This window comes from Aequorivita viscosa, assembly GCF_900106795.1.
Lineage (GTDB): Bacteria > Bacteroidota > Bacteroidia > Flavobacteriales > Flavobacteriaceae > Aequorivita > Aequorivita viscosa.
Genome location: NZ_FNNS01000009.1, coordinates 99687 through 120498, shown reverse-complemented (window position 1 = coordinate 120498; position 20812 = coordinate 99687). Strand labels below are relative to the sequence as shown.

Sequence of the window (20812 nt, the reverse complement as noted above, 5' to 3'; positions counted from 1 at the left end):
AAATTAAGCAGTAAGGAAAAATACTAAACGCGATTTACTAAAATATTCTTAGCCAAACCCAATTACATCCATCTATTATAAAGCAGAAGACGATTAAACAACGTTAATCGCACTTCCTACCATAAAATGATTGTTAAGTAAATTTGGTTTATTGTATTTCATTTGGGTTCCAGTAGCTTGATCTACTACTTCTACTCCTACAGCTCTACAAATAGCATGTCCTGCTGCAGTGTCCCATTCCATTGTGGGGGCAAAACGGGGATAGATATGAGCAAGGCCTTCTGCGACCATGCAAAACTTTAGAGAGCTTCCCATGGAAACTATCTCTACTTTGTTCTTTTCTTCAATCTTCGATATAAACCTTTCGGTATCTTCGTTTAAATGTGACCGACTACCTACAACCTTAACGACATCAATAATGGGTTGCGGAGTAATTTGAAATGCCTTTTCATAAATTTCCTCAACGGAAACGTCCTCTGAATCTAGGGTGATTTTTTTGGAAGTTTTATCTATCGAAGTAAAGTATAGTGTTTTCGAAACGGGAACGTAAATTACTCCAAGCACAGGCACACCTTCTTCAACAAGAGCGATATTGACAGTAAACTCTCCATTACGTTTAATAAATTCTTTAGTACCATCTAGTGGATCTACAATCCAACAACGGTTCCAACTTTTTCTATCAACATAAGGCAACTGTCTATTCTCCTCGCTTATAATTGGAATATTAGTAGGTCTAAGGTAAGAATTAATAACGTCGTTCGCATTATTATCCGCAAGAGTTAACGGGGAATCATCTCCTTTAATTTCGACATTAAAATCGGTTCCATAAACTTTTAAAATTTCAATTCCGGCTTTTAATGCGGCTTCAAGTGCCACTGTTAAGTATAATTTCATTGATTGGTTAGTTTTCTTTAGCTTAAAAAACAGCAGATTAAAACAACAACTCTATCCATTACTAATAAAGAACTGTTACTAATTCACCCATCAAGCTATAAAGGGACAAATATAGAAAACAAGGTAGATAAATCTTTATCATTTGGCTTTTAAATTATTAGATGTAATAAATAAAAAAAGACTATAACACTAAAAACCTTGACAATATTGAAAAAGACCCAGTTTGACCATCGTAGAAAAAGCAAATAACAATTTCGATAGATCACTTATTTCAATCTTTAAAAACTAAAAGACACATTTTCGGTGTTTTACAATTTAATCTTGGATCCCGGTTCGCCGACGGGCAGGCTTGGTTCTTGTAACGACAGTGGTCCGCCCGAACGTGCCTTTCCTGCCCGATTGATTACTTTAAGGCTGGCGGGTCTTGTTCCTTTTCGCGGACAATACTGATATAAAATGAAAAAGAGACCTATTGCTAGATCTCTTTTTACATAAACAAATTTTACTTAGCTTACTCTTTCACAATTTTGAAAGTGGAAGAAGCATCCACAACGTTTGCCTGAAGAACATAAGTTCCAGTTGGCAAAGCTGACATATCTAATACAACATTTACGTTTCTTGGCTCAACCTGCATTACAGTTTGACCTAAAAGATTATAAACAATTACACTCTCAATCGATTTAGCAGCAGTTATGGTCAATTGCTCTTTTACTGGATTTGGGAAATAAGTTATTTTCACTAAATTATTACTGCCAATTCCAACAACAGCAGTTGAAAAGCCTATTGCTTGACTTCTTATCACATTTCCTTCACCACAATCTGAAGTAACATAAACATCATAAGCTGTATCTGGCATTAAACCAGTAACTGTAGCACTAGAAGTACCCACAGGAACAGTTTCAGTAGCCACTGGTGTGTCTAGATTCGGATTTGCACCTGCAAGATACACATCTACAGTGTAACCATCGGAAGCAGTATCAGACTCTGTCCAAGACACTGTAACAGATTCATCCGTAATCTCTACAACTTCTATATCGGTTACAACATCACATTCGGCCGCAAAGCCAATATGAATATTATCTACAAATAAGTAGAATTGATCTGCAGATGAATACGCATGGAAACCAAAGTAGTATACTCCATCTTCAGGAGCCATAAATATTATTGACTCCTCGGTTGGTTCTCCTGTATTAATTTCTGTATAATCAGCCAGTTCATTGGTCATATAGGTAGCACCTGGAGCACCGCCATAGGCTACTTTCATTTTTTCAGTGAAACCGTTATCGCTATTACCGTACTTATACGAGATTTTATATTCAATTCCAGCTGTAAGATTTAGACCTTGCGTATAGAACCAAGTGTTTGCATCATTTTGTGACCATTTGTAACGTAACGCTTTACCGGTAAATCCGCTTTGGTTAACATATGAAGTTTCCCAACTACTACTGTTACCTATAGCTTCAGTACTTGTACAAATTGGCAAGTTTGGAGGAGTTGCTCCTTCAAAATCTAACATATAAGGAATGTTCAAAACAACACATTCGGTAACGAAGTAACCTGGACCTGTCCAAATACTAACATCGTCGACACCACAAACACCTCTCACGTAGAATTCGTATTCGGTACTAGCTGTTAAACCAGTGATAGTTGCTTCAGCCACACCACCTGTATGGTTTTGTATTGTTCCTTCAGTTTCTGGATCAAATCCTGGAGCTCCAAAAATAATATCCCATTCTGTTTCAGTTCCCCAAGGAGTCCAACTTACATCGGCAGTAGTTTCTGTAACGCCAATTACAGCAACACCTCTTGGAGGCATACAACTAGGGGTATCAATAATCATTAAGGTATAATCTTCAGCTTCTCCGTAAGCAGAAGTACCACAAGGCTGAGGGTTTGTGTTTAAGAAATCAGCTATAATTCTAATTCTATAGTTACCATTTGCAACATCCATAGGCACAGTAATAGTACCTTGAGCACTTGAGAAATAACCTCCAGAAGCATACACTCTTTCAGAAGCTTCAAATTCCATGTTTCCGTTGTAATCGATAAACATGTTAAATCCATAAGTAGAAGTTCCAGCGTAACTAGCGCTAAAGTCAAAGCTTCCACCTGCGAATGTAGTTACAACCATATCGGTAAAGTTACCATAACCATTTGGCGATAGTCCCGAATTGGTATTGCTAACATTCTGGATAGCTTCTGTAGTTTCAAAGTTATTGATATAGTAAGACGTCGAAGTTGAAGTATACTGGCAATACCCTGTAAAGAAATATTTAGCCGCAGAAAGCGTACTTTCATCACCTGCACCACAAATTGCACGTACATAAAATTCGTATCCAGTATCGCTAATTAACCCTGTAAGAGTTGTTTCTGGAGTGCCATTTACAACAACAGTAGTTCCTTCAGTTTCTGGATCAAAACCTGCTTCACCGTATACAACATTCCATTCTGTTGCCGAACCGTTTTCAGTCCAGCTCACAACAGCTGTGGTTTCAGTAACCTCTCCGACTGTTAAAGCACCAGGACGCAGACATCCACTAGCTTCTTCTACGCTAATATCGTCTAAGGAAATATACCAAGGACTTCCGCTAATAGTACCTTTAATTCCTAAGTAATACACACCAGAAGTTGCAGGGGTAAAGAATTCAGAAAATTCTTGATAGTTTCCATTGACCAAAGGAGTTGAAGGCACAATGGCATTTGTCATTGCTGCTGCGTTATCAACCGTTCCATATGCAGCTAAAATACTTGCATTAGCACCATTGGCACTATCCTGTCTAGCATAAAAGGTTAACATATAAGTAGTTCCTCCTGTAAGATCAAGCGGATAGAACATCCAATCTTCGTTTCCGTATCGTAATGTTACGTTCCAATCTCCAGTATTAGGAGTACGATTATACGTAGTAAACGTATTGTTTAAAGTCCAAGGATTTCCTCCTGTAATAGAGGCTTGTGACCAACATCCAGCGAGTGGCTGATCGTGAGTATAACCTGTTTCAAAACCTTCGTTAAAAGGAATACTTGCTGGCACACACGAAGTTGTAAAACTCATAGGACCTGCCAAGTAACTCTCATCTGTAGGGCTACATATCGCTTTTACATAAAAATCGTAGGTAGTATTAGGGTCTAAACCAGAAAGTGTTGCTTCAGGAGTCGTTAGAACTGGAATTGAAGTTCCTGCCGTAAGCGGGTCAAAATCTGTTAGTCCGTATATCACTTCCCATTCTGTCTCAGCCCCATAAGGAGTCCAAGCAACAACGGCACTTTCGTGTGTAAGTGAAGTAACTACTAAATCACTAACCGGCATACAAGTAGGTTGATCTATCACCATAAGCGTATAATCTTCAGCTTCACCGTATGATGAGGTACCGCAAGGCTGTGGGTTTGTATTTAACCAATCAGCCACTATTCTAATTCTATAATTGCCATTTGGAGTACCAGCGGGAACAGTAATAGTACCTTGTTCACCAGTGCTATAGCCACCGGACGCATGAACTTTTTCAGACTCCTCAAACTCCATGTTTCCGTTATAATCAATCCACATGTTAAATCCGAAACTAGATGTTGAAGAGCTACCATAGCTAACATCAAAATCAAAACTTCCATCAGCCCAAGCCGCCACTATCTTATCGGTAAAATTACCATATCCTCCTGGAGACAACCCAGAGTTCAAATTTGTAATATTCTGCCCACCATCTGTTGTAGAGAAGTTATTTATATAGTAGCTAGTCGTAGTAGATGTATACTCGCAATATCCAGTATAGAAATATTTTGATGAAGAAAGTGTACTCTCATCGCCTGGCGCACAAATAGATCGAACATAAAATTCATAGCCCGTATCTATTGTTAAACCTGTAAGGGTAGTTTGTGGATCATCACTTACTGTAACTGTTGTTCCTTCTGTTAACGGATCAAAACCTGCTATTCCATAAATAACATTCCACTCTGTAGCAGGTCCGTTTGGAGTCCAGCTCACCTCTGCTGTTGTGTCTGTAACTGTTCCAACTGCAAGAGCTCCTGGGCGTAAACATCCAGCAGCTTCTTCAACGCTAATATCGTCTATTGAAAGATACCAAGGACTTGAACTTATTTGTCCTTTTATACCAATATAATAGATCCCAGTATCTGTTGGTGTAAAGAATTCAGAAAACTCTTGATAGTCACCATTAATCACAGGAGTTGACGGAAGGATAGTATTTGTCATCCCTGCAGGAGTATCTGTCAATCCAAAGGCAGCGGCAACACTTGCATTGGCACCATTAGCGCTATCTTGTCTTGCATAAAAACGAAGTTCGTAAGAAGTACCTCCTGTAAGGCTTAAAGGATAAAATATCCAATCTTCATTACCATATCGCAAATAGATATTCCAACCTCCACTTCGTGGCCCACGGTTATAATTAGTTAACGTATTATTTGTAATCCATTCATTTGCGCCTGTTACAGAACTCTGTGACCAACATCCTCCAAGCGGTTGCTGATCTGTAAACGAAGTTTCGAAACCTTCAGTAAATGGAGGAGACGAAATACCACAACTAGTATTATAAGCAACAGGGCCTACAAGAGCACTTTGTTCTCCCACTCCACAAATTGCACGAACATAAAAATCATAAAGTGTATTTGCACTTAGACCTGTTACTGTAAGTCCAGGAGTACCATCGTCATCGAGAATTATTGTTCCTTCAGTATTCGGATTAAAACCTGCAACGCCGTACACCACTTCCCATTCTGTAGCCACACCATTTTCTGCCCAATTTAAATCTGCAGTAGTATCCGTTCCTCCTGTTATAGTAAGGTTAGATGGTCTTGGACAAGCTTCTTGAAGCCCTCCTAAAATAACATTATTAATAAAGTTTGTTCTTGCTTGCGCTGTTGGAGGCGCAGCAGGGTCAGGGTTATCGGTATCACTTCGGAAGTAAATACTTCTTCCAGAACCCATAGCTCCAGTTTTTCCAAAATAATTAGTACAATCAAATCCTGGTTGATTTTCATCAACAGCAACAACAAGATTGTCTACATTATTGTAAGGAAATGGGGTATCAAAGGTTATAAGCATTTGATTTCCTTCAGCTGGATATGTCACTGTTCCTGTATAAACTTCAGTTAACTCTGCGAACGGCAACCAATCGTCGTTATTTGAAAACTGAGTTTTTGTAGTATGACCTAAATAAACTGTCCATCCAGCACTATTGCTATTGGTTGTAGACGTTGTTCTATCAAAATAAAACGAGATAGAAGTAATATCTCCAGCAGTAGAATTGATATCACTTTGATAAATCAGCTGTTGGCTATAAGAATAGGCAAAACAACTGCTAATTGGCATGGCATTCGTAGTGCCGTTTTGGCTTCCTACAATAACTTGAGCAAAATTCGCCCAAGTACTCAGAAGTCCAAATAGAATCAGTAATGTAATTTTTTTCATTAGTAGGGTTTTTTGTTAATAAAGCGTTTAGAAATCAAGGTTTAAAAATAAAGTAATTAAGGCGTTCAATTAACACGTACAACTGCTGTAAACAATTGCTAACACTGATAACCAAAACCTTAACAAATTAATTAAAACATTAATTATACATTGGCGACCGTGAAAGTAAACATTTATTTTAAATTAACAAAGATTAACATACCTCTTTTATATAGTTATGATTAAGAATTAACAACAAAGTGTGTAACATTCTAAATTTAAAAATTTTTAAAACCTTCAATTCAACATTCTGTTGACGTCATGACAAGTAAACTAAAATTGTTGTAACAAAAATTCAAGACAACTTCAAAACCTGAAAACCTGAGTATTTAAGCCTCATAAATTGTTGCGATAAATTAATTTGCTACTGTTTTATTTGAGAAATTTATAAAAATTAAAAAGTGGTAAAAAACCCATCTTTCTTACGTTAAAAAAAGGCTAAACCCTCTCTTTTAATTGCTTCTGGCTTAAGCTTTAATTATCTTTGGGTGAATCTTAAAAAAACAACTATATGAGCTATTTAAATCTTGATAAAAAGAAAACAACCGCTACCGCAAAAGAACTAAATGTTCTTTTAGCAGATTATCATTTATACTATCAAAAACTACGTAACTTCCATTGGAACATCGTAGGCAATCATTTCTTTGACCTTCACAACAAATTCGAAGAAATGTATGATGATGCCAAAGTTAAAATTGACGAAATCGCTGAACGCATTTTAACATTACGCTTTCAACCTACAAGCAATTTTTCAGATTACATAAAAATGAGCAGCATCAAAGAAGCTTCTGAAAATACTAAAGATTTAGAAATGGTTGAAAAACTATTAACCGACCACGGACTTCTTTTAAAACAAATGCGTAAGGTGATCGAGACTGCCGATAAGGCTGAAGATGAAGGAACAATCGACCTGATTGGAGGATACATTGGTTATATTGAAAAGGTAAGCTGGATGTTGGATGCTTGGACAATGAAAGCCACAGATAACCACCCAGAAGCATAAGTAAACTTCTAAATACATGAGATTAGAAACTGGAACAGTAAAAACACCTTGGTTTTTATTATTCCAGTTTTTTCATGCTACAACCTTCAGCGCTTATCAGCTTCTATTCAGACTCCTTTTGAAGTTAAAAATTTACATTGATATTTTGAAAACTAAGTTCTTTCTCACTCAAAACCACCTAATGCTAGGTTAAGTCAACGAAATACTCATTAGCTACTGTAAGAGAAAAAACATATTAGTACATTTAAAACCGGAATATCCGTCGTGCGTTTTGAACAGATTTTTGGCAGCATTGTACAAACCATATAGAAACAATCGTAAAAACCTCTACTCCCTGCTTTTGGATTAAAGAAAAAACAAAGCTTTTGTTCTCCTATCTATATGTTCTTGTCAAAATACACAACGAATAAAAATAATATAATGGTAGACGAAACAAATACACCAAATTCATCAGAAGCATCAACGATTGAAGAAGGAAAAACAATGGCAATAGTCTCTTATATGACCATTTTTGGACTTATAATCGCTTTTATTATAAATAACGAAAAAAAGAATTCATTTACTGCTTTTCATATAAGGCAATCTTTGGGATTGGGACTGTTTGGAATAGCACTTAGCATACTTAGTTATGTGCCATTTGTAGGTTGGCTGATTAGTATGCTAGGATCGCTTTTAATTATTGCCTTATGGGTAATAGCATTGATAAGCGCTGTAAATGGAGAAAGAAAACCCGTTCCTGTTTTAGGTGAAAAATTTCAAGAATGGCTTAGTGGCATTTCTTAATTCTATCATTTTAAACTCACAAAACGTGTTGAATTTTAGATTTAAGGTAGTGACAACAGGTGTTACTGAGAGAATTATGTTCCTAAAAATATGCTTTTAAAAATGTCATTGATAAGTTAGAAAACTAATTAAAAAATCAATTTATGAAATCATCTTTAAATTCACTAACGAATCCAATTTTTCTATTGGTTATGTCTTTGGTTATTCTAGCATCTTCTTGCAATGACAAAACGAGCGATCAAAAAGGAAGCTATGACAATTCTGATAGTTGTGAATTGATTACTGTCAGTGATGTTCGATCCGTTTTCGACCTTTCAAATCAGGTAGAAATAGAACAAACCAAAAAACACGATGAAATTTGTTATTACAAATGGCAATCACCAGAAAACCCTAATTTGGAATATACAGTTCGATTTGCTTTTGCACATTGGGCACAAAAAAGTGAAGCAGAAATGAACAAAACTTGGGAAACCCAAAATAAGCAGGTTTATAGCAAACACAACCTTCAAGAAGTACCAGGAATAGGCGATAAAGCTTCGTGGAGCGAGTACGAAAATGGCCAACTACGAGTAACTGAAGATGGTTACATATTTTACATATCTATTTATGTGAAACCAAAAAATGAAAACCCTTTGAATACTCAAGATTTGATTGAAAAAACTTCAGCCTTGGCCAAAGCCGTAATCAAAAAGATGTAAGTAATTTAAGATTATCCCAAATAACCATTGTACCTATGGATATGTAGTTTTTTAAGGGTATGCCCTAAAACCTTTGTCAAAGGTTGCTAATTGTTATTTTACTAGAGCTTAAACCACTTCTGCATAAAGATCAAAATCTTCAGCTGCTGTGATTTTCACCGTGAAAAACTCACCTGTTCGCAAATAATCGTTTTCGGCATTAATCAAAACCTCGTTATCAACATCGGGACTGTCAAATTCTGTTCTTCCTACAAAATAACCGCCTTCTTTTCTATCGATAACCACTCGGAATTCCTTGCCTATTTTCTGTTGATTCAATTCCCAAGAAATCTGTGATTGAATTTCCATGATTTCATTAGCCCGATCCATTTTCACTTCTTCGGGAACATCGTCTTCCAAATTATAGGCGTGAGTGTTTTCTTCGTGTGAATATGTAAAACATCCCAAACGTTCAAAACGCATATCTTTCACCCATTGTTTTAGGGTTTGGAAATCCTCTTCAGTTTCGCCAGGATACCCAACAATTAAAGTAGTTCGTATTGCCATTTCAGGAACGGCAGCTCTAAACTCTTCTAACAATTTGGTTGTTTTCGCTTTTGTAGTTCCGCGGCGCATCGACTTCAAAATTGAATCCGAAATATGCTGCAATGGAATATCTATATAATTACAAATTTTAGGCTCGCTACGCATTACATCCAAAACGTCCATTGGAAACCCTGTTGGGAATGCATAGTGCAAGCGAATCCACTCAATCCCTTCAACCTTTGCTAACTTTTGAAGTAATTCTGCAAGGTTTCTTTTTTTGTATAAATCTAAACCGTAATAGGTTAAATCTTGAGCGATCAAAATCAATTCCTTCACTCCTTTTGCTGCAAGTTTTTCGGCTTCAACAACCAAATCTTCCATAGGTGTACTTCGGTGCTTTCCTCGCATAATTGGAATTGCGCAAAAAGAACAAGGTCTATCACAACCCTCCGCTATTTTGAAATATGCATAGTTTTTTGGCGTAGTTGTAATTCGTTCACCAATTAATTCATGTTTGTAATCAGCACCCAAAGCTTTTAACAAACCTGGAAGTTCTGTAGTGCCAAAATATTCATCAACATTTGGAATTTCTTTCTGTAAATCTGGTTTATACCTTTCGGAAAGGCAACCAGTAACAAAAACCTTATCTACTACGCCATCCTCCTTTTTCTGAACGTATTCAAGAATAGTGTTTATGCTTTCTTCCTTGGCATTATTTATAAATCCGCAAGTATTAATAACCACGATATTCCCTTCTTCTTCGTGAACAACCTCTTTGTTACTCTCACGAAGCTGCCCCATCAGCACTTCACTGTCGTAAACATTCTTTGAGCAGCCAAGGGTTACTACGTTAATTTTATTCTTCTTTAGGGTTTTAGTACGCATATAGATTTTTATTATCGGGGTGCAAAGATACAACCATTTAAACTAAATCAATACGAATAGCTTAAAGGTGAAGTTTTTAAATTTTGAAAAGCCTGAAGATGCTTTTAAACACTATTAAAACCGAATATTATTTCTAGCGTACCGTGAAATAAAATTCACGATTAGTTTCGCTTAAAATCCTGTAACTATATGAACCACATTGATCGAAACCTATTTCACCAGGATGTGCTGCCATAAGATAGTTTTGAATTATATGTTCGTTTCGTTCAGAATTAGTCAAAGTTGCATCTCTAAAACTAAAAACGTAATCGGCAGTTTGCAATGGCACAAAACCTATTTTATAAGTATAAAACTCCATATCAGAACCTAATGCATTTTGTGCTATCAAATTAGATTCATCACATACCGAAGTGTACGAATCACCAACACTAGTCACAATTTTAAAATGGTCTATTGCACCTTCACTAGTAACCTCCGGATTTGAATTAATGAGTTTCATAACCAGAAATTCGTCTGAAAAAGGGTGATCATTAAAGAAAATTGAATCGTTTGTTTCGTTATCAAAAACCCTTGAAGATATTTTTCCAGTTACCCAAATTGTATCATTCAACGTAAAATTTGACTGCGGCGTTACACTGGTTTTAAAAGTATTAAAAACCAAAGAACTTCCCATATCATCATCACATTGAAAAGCCATCAGAAAAAAAGACAATACAAAAAGTTTAAATACATTTTTCATTTTAATCGATTTTACGCCGGACAAATATAAATTTCGTTCCTTATAACAGGGTTTTTATTAAGAAACTTTTATAAATGTCATTCCGAAAACTGGACGCAACACAAGACCTCTACAACTTATTTTAAGTAACTTTACGCCTCTTAAAAATTCAATACATTTCAAGATGAAAAAAATAACTTTCCTGCTAGCCTTCTTATGTGCTGGCCTTCTGCATTCACAAAAAACCATGACACCTGAGCTTTTATGGCAAGTTAAACGTGTAAGCCCCATCGGAATCTCTGATGATAGCAAAGTATTATTTTACAAAGTAACAACTCCAAATATGGAAGAAAACAGCTTTGATTCAAAATATTACGCAATGCGGGTTGAAGGTGGAAATTTCGCTGAAATCACAAAAGATGAAGTACAAGTTGCCGACAAAAACCTATCGCCAGACGGGAAACACCTTTTAATGCACAAACCTGTTCAAGTTAACAAAGTAACAGGAAAGGATATTTATAGCGATCTAGCTAAAAGTGACGCCTACGTTTTTACAAGCTTAGACTACAGACACTGGGACAAATATAACGACGGTACATTTAATCACGTTTTCTACAAGGACGTTAAGACGGGTGCTGAAACAGATATCACTCCGGGACAACCATACTACACTCCGCAAGCGCCTTTTGGAGGTGACGAGGATTATATTTGGGGTCCAAAGGGAGAAAACATCTACTATGTAAGTAAAAAAATGGCTGGAGCAGCATATGCCACTAGCACAAATACCGATATCTACAAATACAATCTAGCCGATAGAAAAACAGAGAACATTACAATTGAAAACGAAGGTTACGATACAAATCCTGCTTTTTCTAAGAAAGGGGCCTTGGCCTGGCTACAAATGAAAACTCCAGGATATGAAGCCGATAAAAACGATATTATCGTACTTCAGGACGGCGTAAAGCAAAACTTAACCGCCCAATGGGATGGAACAGTAAGTAGTTTTCACTGGGCAAACAACAGCAAAGAAATTTATTTTGTAGCACCTGTAAACGGAACCAAGCAACTTTTTAAAGTAGATTATCCAGGAAGAACAAGAAAAATGCCCGTAGTAGAGCAACTTTCTCAAGGTCAGTTTGACGTTACTGGTATTGTAGCCGAAAACAATGGCAAGCTAATCGTAACCAGAACGGATATGAACCACGCTGCCGAAATTTTTTCTTTCGATTTAAAAAGCAAAACTTTCGCACTTCTTACACAAGTGAATACAGAGCTTTTCGGGAAATTAGATTTGCCAAAAGTTGAAAAGCGAATGGTAAAAACTAAAGATGGCAAGCAAATGCTAGTTTGGGTTATTCTACCACCAAACTTCGACAAAAATAAAAAATACCCAACTTTACTTTATGCCCAAGGTGGGCCGCAGTCACCGCTTTCACAGTTCTATTCCTTCCGTTGGAATTTTCAATTGATGGCTTCACAAGGATATATTGTTGTTGCACCAAACAGAAGAGGAATGCCAGGCCACGGAGTAGCATGGAATGAAGCCATTAGTGGCGATTGGGGTGGTGGCGCTATGCAAGATTACCTAGATGCTATAGACGACGTTGCAAAAGAACCGTACGTAGATAAAGAAAGGTTAGGTGCTATTGGGGCTAGTTTTGGAGGTTATTCAGTTTTTTGGTTAGCTGGAAATCACGAAGGCCGCTTCAAAACATTTATTGCTCACGACGGTGTTTTTGACACACGTTCCATGTACGGAACTACAGAAGAATTATTTTTCGTTAATCACGATATGGGCGGAGCTTATTGGGAAAAAGATAATGCTGTAGCTCAAAAAACGTACAACGAATTTAACCCTATTTCCCACGTCAACAAATGGGATACGCCTATTATGATTATTCAGGGAGATAAAGATTACCGTGTACCGATTGAGCAGAGTTTACAAGCTTTTCAAGTTGCACAACTTAAAGGAATCAAGAGTAAACTTCTCTTTTTCCCAGAAGAAAACCACTGGGTGCTTCAGCCTCAGAATGCTTTGGTATGGCAACGTCAATTTTACGATTGGCTAAAAGAAACGCTATAAATTATTCGAAACAGATGAAAAAAATCCTAATCCTTCTTTCGGTAACGACTATTCTTGCTTGTAATTCCTCTAAGGAAAAACAGAGCACAATTAAAACTACCGAAACAGTTTCATTCGCATCAAAAAACAATAAAGCAGAAAAAATGAACGAAACGGTTCCATACGAAGAGTCTGTAATGATTTTGGGAAAAGCCAATCGCGCTGGTCTTCAAAACGAAGCTTTTAAAGATTGGTTTGGTCCAGGTTACGAAAGTTATAACCCCGACTCTGGAGTAGTTGAAAAACTAAAACCACTTTTAAAAGACGTGCAGATTACTGTTTTTATGGGAACTTGGTGTGAAGACAGTCATCGGGAAGTCCCATATTTATACAAGGTTTTGGACAAAACAGGTTATGACGAATCGCAATTAACTGTAATTGCCGTTTCTGAAGAAAAAACAACGCCACAAGGGTTTGAAGAAGGCAAAAACATCACCCACGTTCCTACTATAATTTTCTATAAAGATGAAGTAGAAATGGGGCGTATTGTTGAATTCACAATTCAGACTTTAGAGCAAGATATGTTGGATATTTTAAGTGGCGCCGACTACAAAAACCCCTATTCAGAATAATACAATTGAGAAGGCGATAATTCTTCGTAATTTTGCCCACCGAGAAATTAATTAATGAAATACGAATCTTTTTTAATTGCTGTAGATTTTGACGGAACCATAGTGGAAGACGACTATCCACGTATTGGCCGACCCATAATTTTTGCCTTCGAAACAATGAAAAAACTACAAGAAAAAGGGCATCGACTTATTTTGTGGACATACAGGAGAGGAAAAGCTTTAGAAGATGCCGTGGCGTTTTGCAGACAAAATGGAATAGAATTTTATGCTGTAAACAAGAGTTTTCCAGAAGAACAATTCGATGGAACCTATAGCCGAAAAATTAATGCAGATATCTTTATCGACGACCGAAACTTTGGCGGCATGAGAGATTGGGGTGAAATATATCTTAACCTAGTTGGCGAGAACAAAAATCAACCTTCAGCAATTAAAAAACAAAAAAAAGGTTGGCTTTCCTTTTTCAGAAAATAAACTATGATAATACCAAAAACAAGAGAAGAAATTGAACTGATGCGCGAAAGTGCATTGGTAGTTTCCCGTACTTTAGGAATGCTTGCTAAAGAAGTAAAACCGGGCGTTACAACAAATCAGCTTAATAAAATGGCGGAAGAGTATATACGAAGTCAAGATGCAATACCAGGGTTTTTAGGATTGTACGACTGCCCTTCTACCCTACTTACAAGTGTAAATGAAGCGGTAGTTCACGGATTGCCCACCGATGTTCCTTTAAAAGAAGGAGATGTTGTAGCCATAGATTGCGGCGCAATAAAAAATGGGTTTTACGGCGATCACGCATACACTTTTGAAGTTGGCGAAGTAGATCCTGAAATTAAAAAGCTGCTACAAATCACTAAAGAATCACTTTACATAGGTATACGCGAATTTAAAGCGGGAAATCGTGTGGGCGATGTAGGTTATGCAATCCAAAAATATTGTGAAGCACACGGGTATGGTGTAGTACGGGAGTTAGTAGGTCACGGACTTGGACGGAAAATGCACGAAGATCCCGAAATGCCGAATTATGGGCGTAGAGGTCGTGGTAAGAAATTTATTGAGGGAATGACCATTGCTTTAGAACCTATGATTAACATGGGAACACATAAAGTGAAACAACTAAGTGATGGTTGGACAATTGTAACTCAAGATGGGCAACCTAGCGCGCACTTTGAGCACAACATCGCCCTTGTAGATGGAAAACCTGAATTGCTATCAACTTTCGATTATGTGTATGAAGCGTTGGGGATTACGAGCGATGAGGAGAAGGAGTTCAGAAATTAAAAAATATTTTACTCTGTGTTCTCCGTGACTCTGTGGTTTAATGTTGACCACAAAGGCACAGAGAACACTAAGAATTAAGTTATACCTCAATTCCTTTTGTTCAAAAAAATCCTAAATACCATTCCACGTCCATTACTCATTAAACTGAGTATTATTACCAGACCCATACTTGCTTTCTTTTTAAAAGGAAATAAGTTTACAGACCCTATAGACGGGAAGTCCTATCGGAAATTTTTGCCTTATGGATATGAAAATGTTCGGGAGAATGTGCTTTCCCCTGGAACACTTTCTTTGGAGCGGCACCGGTTGTTTTGGCTTTATTTAAAAAATGAAACCGATTTCTTTACTGAAAACTTAAAAGTGCTACATTTCGCTCCAGAACAGGCTTTTTATAAGAAATTCAGAAAAATGAAGAATCTGGATTATACCACCACGGATCTTAATTCGCCCATAGCAGATGTGAAAGCCGATATATGTGCTCTACCCTTTAAGGACAATGAATTCAATTTTATTATCTGCAATCACGTTTTAGAGCATATTCCAGACGACACCAAGGCAATGGAGGAAATATATCGCGTATTAGCTCCAGGCGGCACAGCCATACTTCAAGTGCCTTATAAAGCAAGCCTTGACACTACTTTTGAAGACGATACCATTACCGACCCTAAAGAACGGGCTCTAATTTTTGGACAATACGATCACGTACGAGTATATGGAATGGATTATTTCGAAAAACTTAGAACGATAGGGTTTAAAGTAGAAGCGGTTGATTACACAAAACAGTTTTCTAAAAGTGAAATTGAAAAATATCGTTTGTCAATTGGCGAATTACTTCCAGTCTGCAGAAAGTAAATAATCGATTCATTGCAAAAAAACTATTTAGGCATTCTTCGTTTAAACCCTTCTGTAATATAAACTGATTGTTGATTAAGAGAGTCTGTATACGTTATATAAGCATCAACTACTGATAGCTTATTAAGCAATTCTTTTGACTTTTCGAACCCTAAGGCCATTAGCGCAGTTGCATATGCGTCCGCTTCACCACAACTTGAAGCTATAACAGTTGCACTTGTAACATCACTCATTTCTGCTGAACCGGTTAACGGATTTAAAGTATGCACATATTTTTTCCCTGTTAAAGAATCGACTCTAAACTTTCTGTAATTACCCGAAGAAGCCATCCCTACATCTTTCAACATCACGGCTGCTTCGAAACTACGGTTCTCAAGTTCAGAATCAGGAGTTTCAATTCCGACTGTCCACAGTTTATTTTTATCTATATTTTTACCTTTTGTAAGGATTTCCCCGCCAAGTTCTATCAGATAGTCCGAAACGCCTTTAGAATCAAAATAACGGCCTATTTGATCAATTCCAGAACCTTTTGCAATTGCATTAAAATCGAAGTAAATTTGAGGATATTCTTTTCTAACAGTGCCGTCTTCTTTCAATGCTACCTTATGAAAACCCACATACTGCATCAAGGAATCTAATGTTTTGTCATCAATATTTTGAAGTGATTTAACATCTCCAAACCCATAAGCATTCCGAAGTACACCAATTGTTGGATCAAAATATCCATCGGTTTCGCGATGAATTCTAGAGGAAAGATTAAATACTTCACGAAATAAATCATCAACAACAACTGTGGCGTCACCTCGATTAATTTTGGAAATATCACTCTCAGGAATGTAAGTGCTTAACGATTGATTAACAGCATTTATTACAGAATCAATTCCTTTTTGAAGTCCATTAGCTTCGTTTGCGTATAATTGAATATGATAATTTGTGCCAAAAGCATTTCCTTCAAAATAGTGATGATTTGAGGTTTCATTTGTGCAGGAAAAAAATAGACCTACTAATATTAAAGTTAAAATATATTTCATTTTATTTCCTGTAAGCCGTTGTAAATTAAAGTATAATCCTCATTTTTTAGAACAGGCTTTCCGTAGTCATCTCCATGTCCTAAACCAACACCAGCGTAAAAGGTTCTAGCCTCAAATTTAGTAGCATGTTCCTTTATGGTAGCCATAAATTGCGGATCGTAGGCATTGGCATCTTCAGGGTAGGAAACAGCTCGAACAATTATAAAACTGAGTTTCTTATCCTTTAAAACCACAAACTGCGGGTCTCTTTTCAGCTTCGAATTAACCCCTAAAAATTCGTACCCTTCACTTTCCAATAATTTGCCAACAATATTCATGGCTAAATTATGTAATTCTTGTTTGCTAAGTTTTTCGTTCATAATAGTCACAAATTTACATAATCGTCAATGAGTTTCACTATAGGAGAATTAAAAAAGCCGTTCCAATAAATTTGAAACGGCTGATAATTTTTACTTCTGAAGACCATTATCCCCCAAAATCGTCGAAACGAATATTTTCGTCTGGGATTCCGAAGTCTTCTCCCATTTTTTGAACCGCTTGGTTCATCAAAGGAGGCCCACAGAAATACAATTCAATATCTTCTGGCGCTTCGTGATGGTTTAAATAATTGTCAATTACTACTTGGTGAATAAATCCTACAAAACCATCGCCAGCCTCATCGTTTATATCTTTTTTCACTTTCCAATTATCTTCTTCCATTGGCTCCGATAATGCTAAATAAAATTTGAAATTCGGGAATTCAGCTTCCAATTCTTTAAAGTGGTCTAAGTAGAATAATTCTCTTTTAGAACGCCCTCCGTACCAATATGTAACCTTACGGCCCGTTTTAAGGGTTTTGAAAAGATGATACAAGTGAGAACGCATAGGCGCCATTCCAGCTCCACCTCCTACATAAAGCATTTCTGCTTCGGAAGGATTAATAAAGAACTCACCATAAGGCCCTGAAATTACAACCTTATCGCCTTCTTTACAGTTGAATATATAAGATGATGCAATTCCTGGATTTACGTTCATCCATCCTCCTTTAGCACGATCAAACGGTGGCGTTGCTATACGAACGTTCAGCATAATTTCCCTACCTTCTGCAGGATAAGAAGCCATTGAGTATGCTCTTTCAACAGTTTCGGTGTTTTTCATTACCAGTGGCCAAAGTTTAAACTTATCCCACTCATCCTGAAACTTATCTGGTCTTTCGTGCTCCTCTGGGTGAGCAGTAATGTCCATGTCCTCGAATTTAATTTCACATGGCGGAATTTCAATTTGAATATATCCACCAGCTTTGTAGCCCATATCTTCAGGAATTTCCACTACGAATTCTTTAATAAACGAGGCTACGTTGTAATTTCTTACTACAGTCGCTTCCCATTTCTTAATACCAAAAACTTCTTCTGGAATTCTAATATTCATGTCCTGCTTCACTTTAACTTGACAAGAAAGACGAGCTCCTTCTTGCAACTCCTTACGGGTAAAGTGCGGTGTTTCGGTAGGAAGTGCTTCACCACCTCCAGAAATCACGTGACATTCGCATTGTATACAAGTTCCACCACCACCGCAGGCCGATGGAAGAAATATTTTTTCGCTACCTAAGGTTGTTAAAAGTGTTCCTCCGCTTTCTACCTCAATTACCTTCTCGTCGTTAATAGTTATTTTAACTGGGCCAGATGGTGATAGTTTTTGTTTGGTAAAAAGTAATAAGGCTACTAAAAGTAGGGTTAGAACCATAAAGGCGATAACCGTTACTACAATAACTCCGAGTGTACTAACTGCTATAAACATACTATTGCTTCGTTATAGTTGAAACTTCAACCGTATTTGCGGTTGCTGTATTTTCGTTTTGAATTTGCTCTGTTTGAACTCCAATGTTTTCAGGTTTACCTTCTAGAGATGTGGTATCTTCATCGCCTCCTGTCAACATTCCTCCAAAACTCATAAAACCAATTGCCATTAAACCGGTAATGATAAATGTAATTCCTAAACCCCTTAACGGAGCTGGTACATTTGAATACCGTATTTTTTCACGAATTGCGGCTATTGCTAAAATTGCTAAAAACCAACCAATACCTGAACTAATTCCATAATTTAAAGCCAGCCCTAAAGTTTCAATTTCTCTAGACTGCATAAATAATGAACCACCTAAAATTGCACAGTTTACAGCAATAAGCGGCAGGAAAATACCTAAAGAGTTATATAATGAAGGTGAAAATTTTTCAACAACAATTTCAACTAATTGCACCATTGTAGCGATGGTTGCGATAAAAAGAATAAATGAAAGGAAGCCAAGGTCATAAGAAGCATACTCCTCGCCCAACCAAACCAACGCACCATCCCGTAATAAATATTGATCTAGTAACCAGTTAATAGGCACTGTTACTGCTAGTACAAATATAACTGCAGCCCCTAGACCAACAGCGGTTGATACTTTTTTAGAAACCGCTAGGTACGAACACATTCCAAGGAACGTGGCGAATACCATATTGTCTATAAATATCGATTTAAAAAATAACTCTACGTGTTCCATTTTTTGAGTATTCAGTGTACAGTTACAGTTTACAGTAGGACTTGTTGCCCACTAATACTGATTACTGCTAAGTTTTTATTCTTCTATTAAGTCTTTGTTTCTAGCGCGTTGAACCCAGATGATTAATCCAACAATAATCAAGGCCATTGGCGACAATAGCATAAAACCATTGTTTTCATAACCTATAGCATAGATTCCAGTTTTTTGGATAGGATCACCCAAAACTTGGTATCCCAATAAGGTTCCTGAGCCAAGTAATTCCCTAAAAAATCCAACGATTACTAGGATAAGACCGTAACCAGCTGCGTTTCCAATACCATCTAAGAAAGATCTCCATGGGCCATTAGCTAATGCGAATGCCTCAAAGCGTCCCATAATAATACAGTTGGTGATAATTAATCCAATAAAAACCGATAATTCCTTACTTAACGAATATGCAAAAGCTTTTAAAACCTGGTCAACGATAATTACCAAGGCTGCTACAACAACCAACTGAACTATAATTCTAATTTTTGAAGGAATAATGTTTCGCATCAACGATATAACCACGTTTCCAATTCCCATTACCGCAAGAACCGAAATAGCCATTACAATAGAAGCTTTAAGTTGTGCAGTAATTGCCAATGCTGAACAAATTCCTAAAACCTGAATGGTAATTGGGTTGTTATCTGCTAATGGATCTAAGATTAACTTACTATCCTTTTTTGAAAGAAGTGCCATATTCTATTGATTTAAAGATTTTAAATAAGGTAGGTATAGTCTAATATCCTTTCGTATCATTGCTGTAATACCGTCTCCTGTAATGGTAGCTCCTGCAATTGCATCAACCTTATTATCTGTTTTGTTTTCGTTAATAGGGTCGTTATTACCTTTTGCCACCGTAATTCCTTTAAAAGTGTCTCCATCCATGATGTTTTCACCTGTAAAGTCATCCATAAAATAACGTTGCTTAATCTCGCCCCCTAAACCAGGAGTTTCGCCTGCGTGGTCGAAAAATACACCTTGAACCACAAAGTCCTTGTCAAGTGCGACAAACCCCCAGATAGCATCCCAAAGACCTTTCCCACGCATTGGAAGCACATAAACTGTTTCTCCATCTTGCTCGCCAACAAACAATGGCAATCTGCGCTGGTAGTTCGGATCTTTTGCTTTTGTTTCTTCTTTTTTGATATCAATCAAATAAGCTTCTGGATCTTCAGTTACATTATCGCCTTGAATAACCAATTGCTTGGTAATATTTTTAGCAAAGGCTTCTTCAACTTTATCGGTAGAAATAAAGGTAACGTCTCCATCCCCTTCATTGCCATTGACTCCCATAGCGTAAAGAATATTCTGCATTTTTTCAAAACGCTCATTTAGTGTTATCTTACTTTTAAGTCCCTGAGCAACTCCGGCCAAAAGCGATCCCACTACAATAACCATAATCACTGCAAAGATTATAGTATATGAGTTTTTATCTGTTGTTTTTGACATTA

18 protein-coding genes are annotated in these 20812 nt (G+C 37.0%); 8 read left to right on the top strand and 10 right to left on the bottom strand.

All coding sequences use genetic code 11. From position 1 onward, the window contains the following. Window positions 1-93: 93 nt before the first annotated feature. Window positions 94-894 carry a 3'(2'),5'-bisphosphate nucleotidase CysQ gene (gene cysQ, locus BLW28_RS07130; RefSeq protein ID WP_073216941.1) on the bottom strand — a complete coding sequence of 267 codons (801 nt, stop codon included), beginning with the start codon at window positions 892-894 and terminating at the stop codon, window positions 94-96. Between the two features lie 511 nt (window positions 895-1405). Continuing rightward, a complete protein-coding gene (locus tag BLW28_RS07125) occupies window positions 1406-6313 on the bottom strand; it encodes a fibronectin type III domain-containing protein (RefSeq protein ID WP_073216943.1) in 4908 nt (1635 codons plus the stop codon). A 550-nt stretch (window positions 6314-6863) separates the two neighbouring features. On the opposite strand from BLW28_RS07125, the gene BLW28_RS07120 reads away from it, so the two are divergent. The 3 genes from BLW28_RS07120 (at window position 6864) to BLW28_RS07110 (ending at window position 8836) form a co-directional block, all read left to right on the top strand. After that, window positions 6864-7355 carry a Dps family protein gene (locus tag BLW28_RS07120; RefSeq protein WP_073216945.1) on the top strand — a complete coding sequence of 164 codons (492 nt, stop codon included), beginning with the start codon at window positions 6864-6866 and terminating at the stop codon, window positions 7353-7355. Between the two features lie 420 nt (window positions 7356-7775). Further along, window positions 7776-8138, top strand: coding sequence for a DUF4870 domain-containing protein (locus BLW28_RS07115; RefSeq protein WP_073217105.1), 363 nt, complete (start codon window positions 7776-7778; stop codon window positions 8136-8138). A gap of 143 nt (window positions 8139-8281) precedes the next feature. Beyond that, window positions 8282-8836 (top strand): hypothetical protein, encoded by a 555-nt coding sequence (locus tag BLW28_RS07110; RefSeq protein WP_143036852.1) that lies wholly within the window; start codon window positions 8282-8284, stop codon window positions 8834-8836. Window positions 8837-8944: 108 nt separating this feature from the next. On the opposite strand, the gene rimO is transcribed toward BLW28_RS07110, so the two are convergent. After that, on the bottom strand, window positions 8945-10246 hold the full coding sequence (rimO, locus tag BLW28_RS07105; protein ID WP_073216949.1) for a 30S ribosomal protein S12 methylthiotransferase RimO: 1302 nt from the start codon (window positions 10244-10246) through the stop codon (window positions 8945-8947). 133 nt (window positions 10247-10379) lie between these two features. Beyond that, on the bottom strand, window positions 10380-10985 hold the full coding sequence (locus BLW28_RS07100) for a hypothetical protein (RefSeq protein WP_073216951.1): 606 nt from the start codon (window positions 10983-10985) through the stop codon (window positions 10380-10382). Between the two features lie 163 nt (window positions 10986-11148). On the opposite strand from BLW28_RS07100, the gene BLW28_RS07095 reads away from it, so the two are divergent. The 5 genes from BLW28_RS07095 (at window position 11149) to BLW28_RS07075 (ending at window position 15788) form a co-directional block, all read left to right on the top strand. After that, window positions 11149-13047 carry a S9 family peptidase gene (locus BLW28_RS07095; RefSeq protein ID WP_073216953.1) on the top strand — a complete coding sequence of 633 codons (1899 nt, stop codon included), beginning with the start codon at window positions 11149-11151 and terminating at the stop codon, window positions 13045-13047. Window positions 13048-13061: 14 nt separating this feature from the next. Beyond that, window positions 13062-13658 (top strand): TlpA family protein disulfide reductase, encoded by a 597-nt coding sequence (locus tag BLW28_RS07090; protein ID WP_073216955.1) that lies wholly within the window; start codon window positions 13062-13064, stop codon window positions 13656-13658. Between the two features lie 54 nt (window positions 13659-13712). Next, a complete protein-coding gene (locus BLW28_RS07085; protein WP_073216957.1) occupies window positions 13713-14129 on the top strand; it encodes a BT0820 family HAD-type phosphatase in 417 nt (138 codons plus the stop codon). Window positions 14130-14132: 3 nt separating this feature from the next. Next, window positions 14133-14936, top strand: coding sequence for a type I methionyl aminopeptidase (gene map, locus BLW28_RS07080; protein WP_073216958.1), 804 nt, complete (start codon window positions 14133-14135; stop codon window positions 14934-14936). 96 nt (window positions 14937-15032) lie between these two features. Then, the gene (locus BLW28_RS07075; RefSeq protein WP_073216960.1) at window positions 15033-15788 is read left to right on the top strand and encodes a methyltransferase domain-containing protein; all 756 of its coding nucleotides are present in this window, start codon (window positions 15033-15035) and stop codon (window positions 15786-15788) included. Window positions 15789-15811: 23 nt separating this feature from the next. On the opposite strand, the gene BLW28_RS07070 is transcribed toward BLW28_RS07075, so the two are convergent. From BLW28_RS07070 to BLW28_RS07045, 6 genes are all read right to left on the bottom strand, one after another. Continuing rightward, window positions 15812-16819, bottom strand: coding sequence for an FAD:protein FMN transferase (locus tag BLW28_RS07070; protein ID WP_073216962.1), 1008 nt, complete (start codon window positions 16817-16819; stop codon window positions 15812-15814). Beyond that, the gene (locus BLW28_RS07065; protein WP_073216964.1) at window positions 16816-17178 is read right to left on the bottom strand and encodes a Na(+)-translocating NADH-quinone reductase subunit F; all 363 of its coding nucleotides are present in this window, start codon (window positions 17176-17178) and stop codon (window positions 16816-16818) included. The genes BLW28_RS07070 and BLW28_RS07065 overlap by 4 nt, the downstream gene beginning before the upstream one ends. A gap of 106 nt (window positions 17179-17284) precedes the next feature. Continuing rightward, a complete protein-coding gene (gene nqrF, locus BLW28_RS07060; protein WP_073216966.1) occupies window positions 17285-18595 on the bottom strand; it encodes an NADH:ubiquinone reductase (Na(+)-transporting) subunit F in 1311 nt (436 codons plus the stop codon). A 1-nt stretch (window position 18596) separates the two neighbouring features. Next, window positions 18597-19337 carry an NADH:ubiquinone reductase (Na(+)-transporting) subunit E gene (gene nqrE / locus BLW28_RS07055; protein ID WP_073216967.1) on the bottom strand — a complete coding sequence of 247 codons (741 nt, stop codon included), beginning with the start codon at window positions 19335-19337 and terminating at the stop codon, window positions 18597-18599. A gap of 75 nt (window positions 19338-19412) precedes the next feature. Continuing rightward, complete coding sequence (locus BLW28_RS07050; RefSeq protein ID WP_073216969.1) at window positions 19413-20057, bottom strand: NADH:ubiquinone reductase (Na(+)-transporting) subunit D; 645 nt, start codon at window positions 20055-20057, stop codon at window positions 19413-19415. Between the two features lie 3 nt (window positions 20058-20060). Then, window positions 20061-20810 (bottom strand): Na(+)-translocating NADH-quinone reductase subunit C, encoded by a 750-nt coding sequence (locus BLW28_RS07045; RefSeq protein WP_073216971.1) that lies wholly within the window; start codon window positions 20808-20810, stop codon window positions 20061-20063. Window positions 20811-20812 lie beyond the last annotated feature (2 nt).

What these genes read in the sequence shown, in the direction of transcription:
- cysQ (WP_073216941.1), bottom strand. Translation starts at nt 894, where the DNA reads ATGAAATTATACTTAACAGTGGCACTTGAAGCCGCATTAAAAGCCGGA.
- BLW28_RS07125 (WP_073216943.1), bottom strand. Translation starts at nt 6,313, where the DNA reads ATGAAAAAAATTACATTACTGATTCTATTTGGACTTCTGAGTACTTGG.
- BLW28_RS07120 (WP_073216945.1), top strand. Translation starts at nt 6,864, where the DNA reads ATGAGCTATTTAAATCTTGATAAAAAGAAAACAACCGCTACCGCAAAA.
- BLW28_RS07115 (WP_073217105.1), top strand. Translation starts at nt 7,776, where the DNA reads ATGGTAGACGAAACAAATACACCAAATTCATCAGAAGCATCAACGATT.
- BLW28_RS07110 (WP_143036852.1), top strand. Translation starts at nt 8,282, where the DNA reads ATGAAATCATCTTTAAATTCACTAACGAATCCAATTTTTCTATTGGTT.
- rimO (WP_073216949.1), bottom strand. Translation starts at nt 10,246, where the DNA reads ATGCGTACTAAAACCCTAAAGAAGAATAAAATTAACGTAGTAACCCTT.
- BLW28_RS07100 (WP_073216951.1), bottom strand. Translation starts at nt 10,985, where the DNA reads ATGAAAAATGTATTTAAACTTTTTGTATTGTCTTTTTTTCTGATGGCT.
- BLW28_RS07095 (WP_073216953.1), top strand. Translation starts at nt 11,149, where the DNA reads ATGAAAAAAATAACTTTCCTGCTAGCCTTCTTATGTGCTGGCCTTCTG.
- BLW28_RS07090 (WP_073216955.1), top strand. Translation starts at nt 13,062, where the DNA reads ATGAAAAAAATCCTAATCCTTCTTTCGGTAACGACTATTCTTGCTTGT.
- BLW28_RS07085 (WP_073216957.1), top strand. Translation starts at nt 13,713, where the DNA reads ATGAAATACGAATCTTTTTTAATTGCTGTAGATTTTGACGGAACCATA.
- map (WP_073216958.1), top strand. Translation starts at nt 14,133, where the DNA reads ATGATAATACCAAAAACAAGAGAAGAAATTGAACTGATGCGCGAAAGT.
- BLW28_RS07070 (WP_073216962.1), bottom strand. Translation starts at nt 16,819, where the DNA reads ATGAAATATATTTTAACTTTAATATTAGTAGGTCTATTTTTTTCCTGC.
- BLW28_RS07065 (WP_073216964.1), bottom strand. Translation starts at nt 17,178, where the DNA reads ATGAACGAAAAACTTAGCAAACAAGAATTACATAATTTAGCCATGAAT.
- nqrF (WP_073216966.1), bottom strand. Translation starts at nt 18,595, where the DNA reads ATGTTTATAGCAGTTAGTACACTCGGAGTTATTGTAGTAACGGTTATC.
- nqrE (WP_073216967.1), bottom strand. Translation starts at nt 19,337, where the DNA reads ATGGAACACGTAGAGTTATTTTTTAAATCGATATTTATAGACAATATG.
- BLW28_RS07050 (WP_073216969.1), bottom strand. Translation starts at nt 20,057, where the DNA reads ATGGCACTTCTTTCAAAAAAGGATAGTAAGTTAATCTTAGATCCATTA.
- BLW28_RS07045 (WP_073216971.1), bottom strand. Translation starts at nt 20,810, where the DNA reads ATGTCAAAAACAACAGATAAAAACTCATATACTATAATCTTTGCAGTG.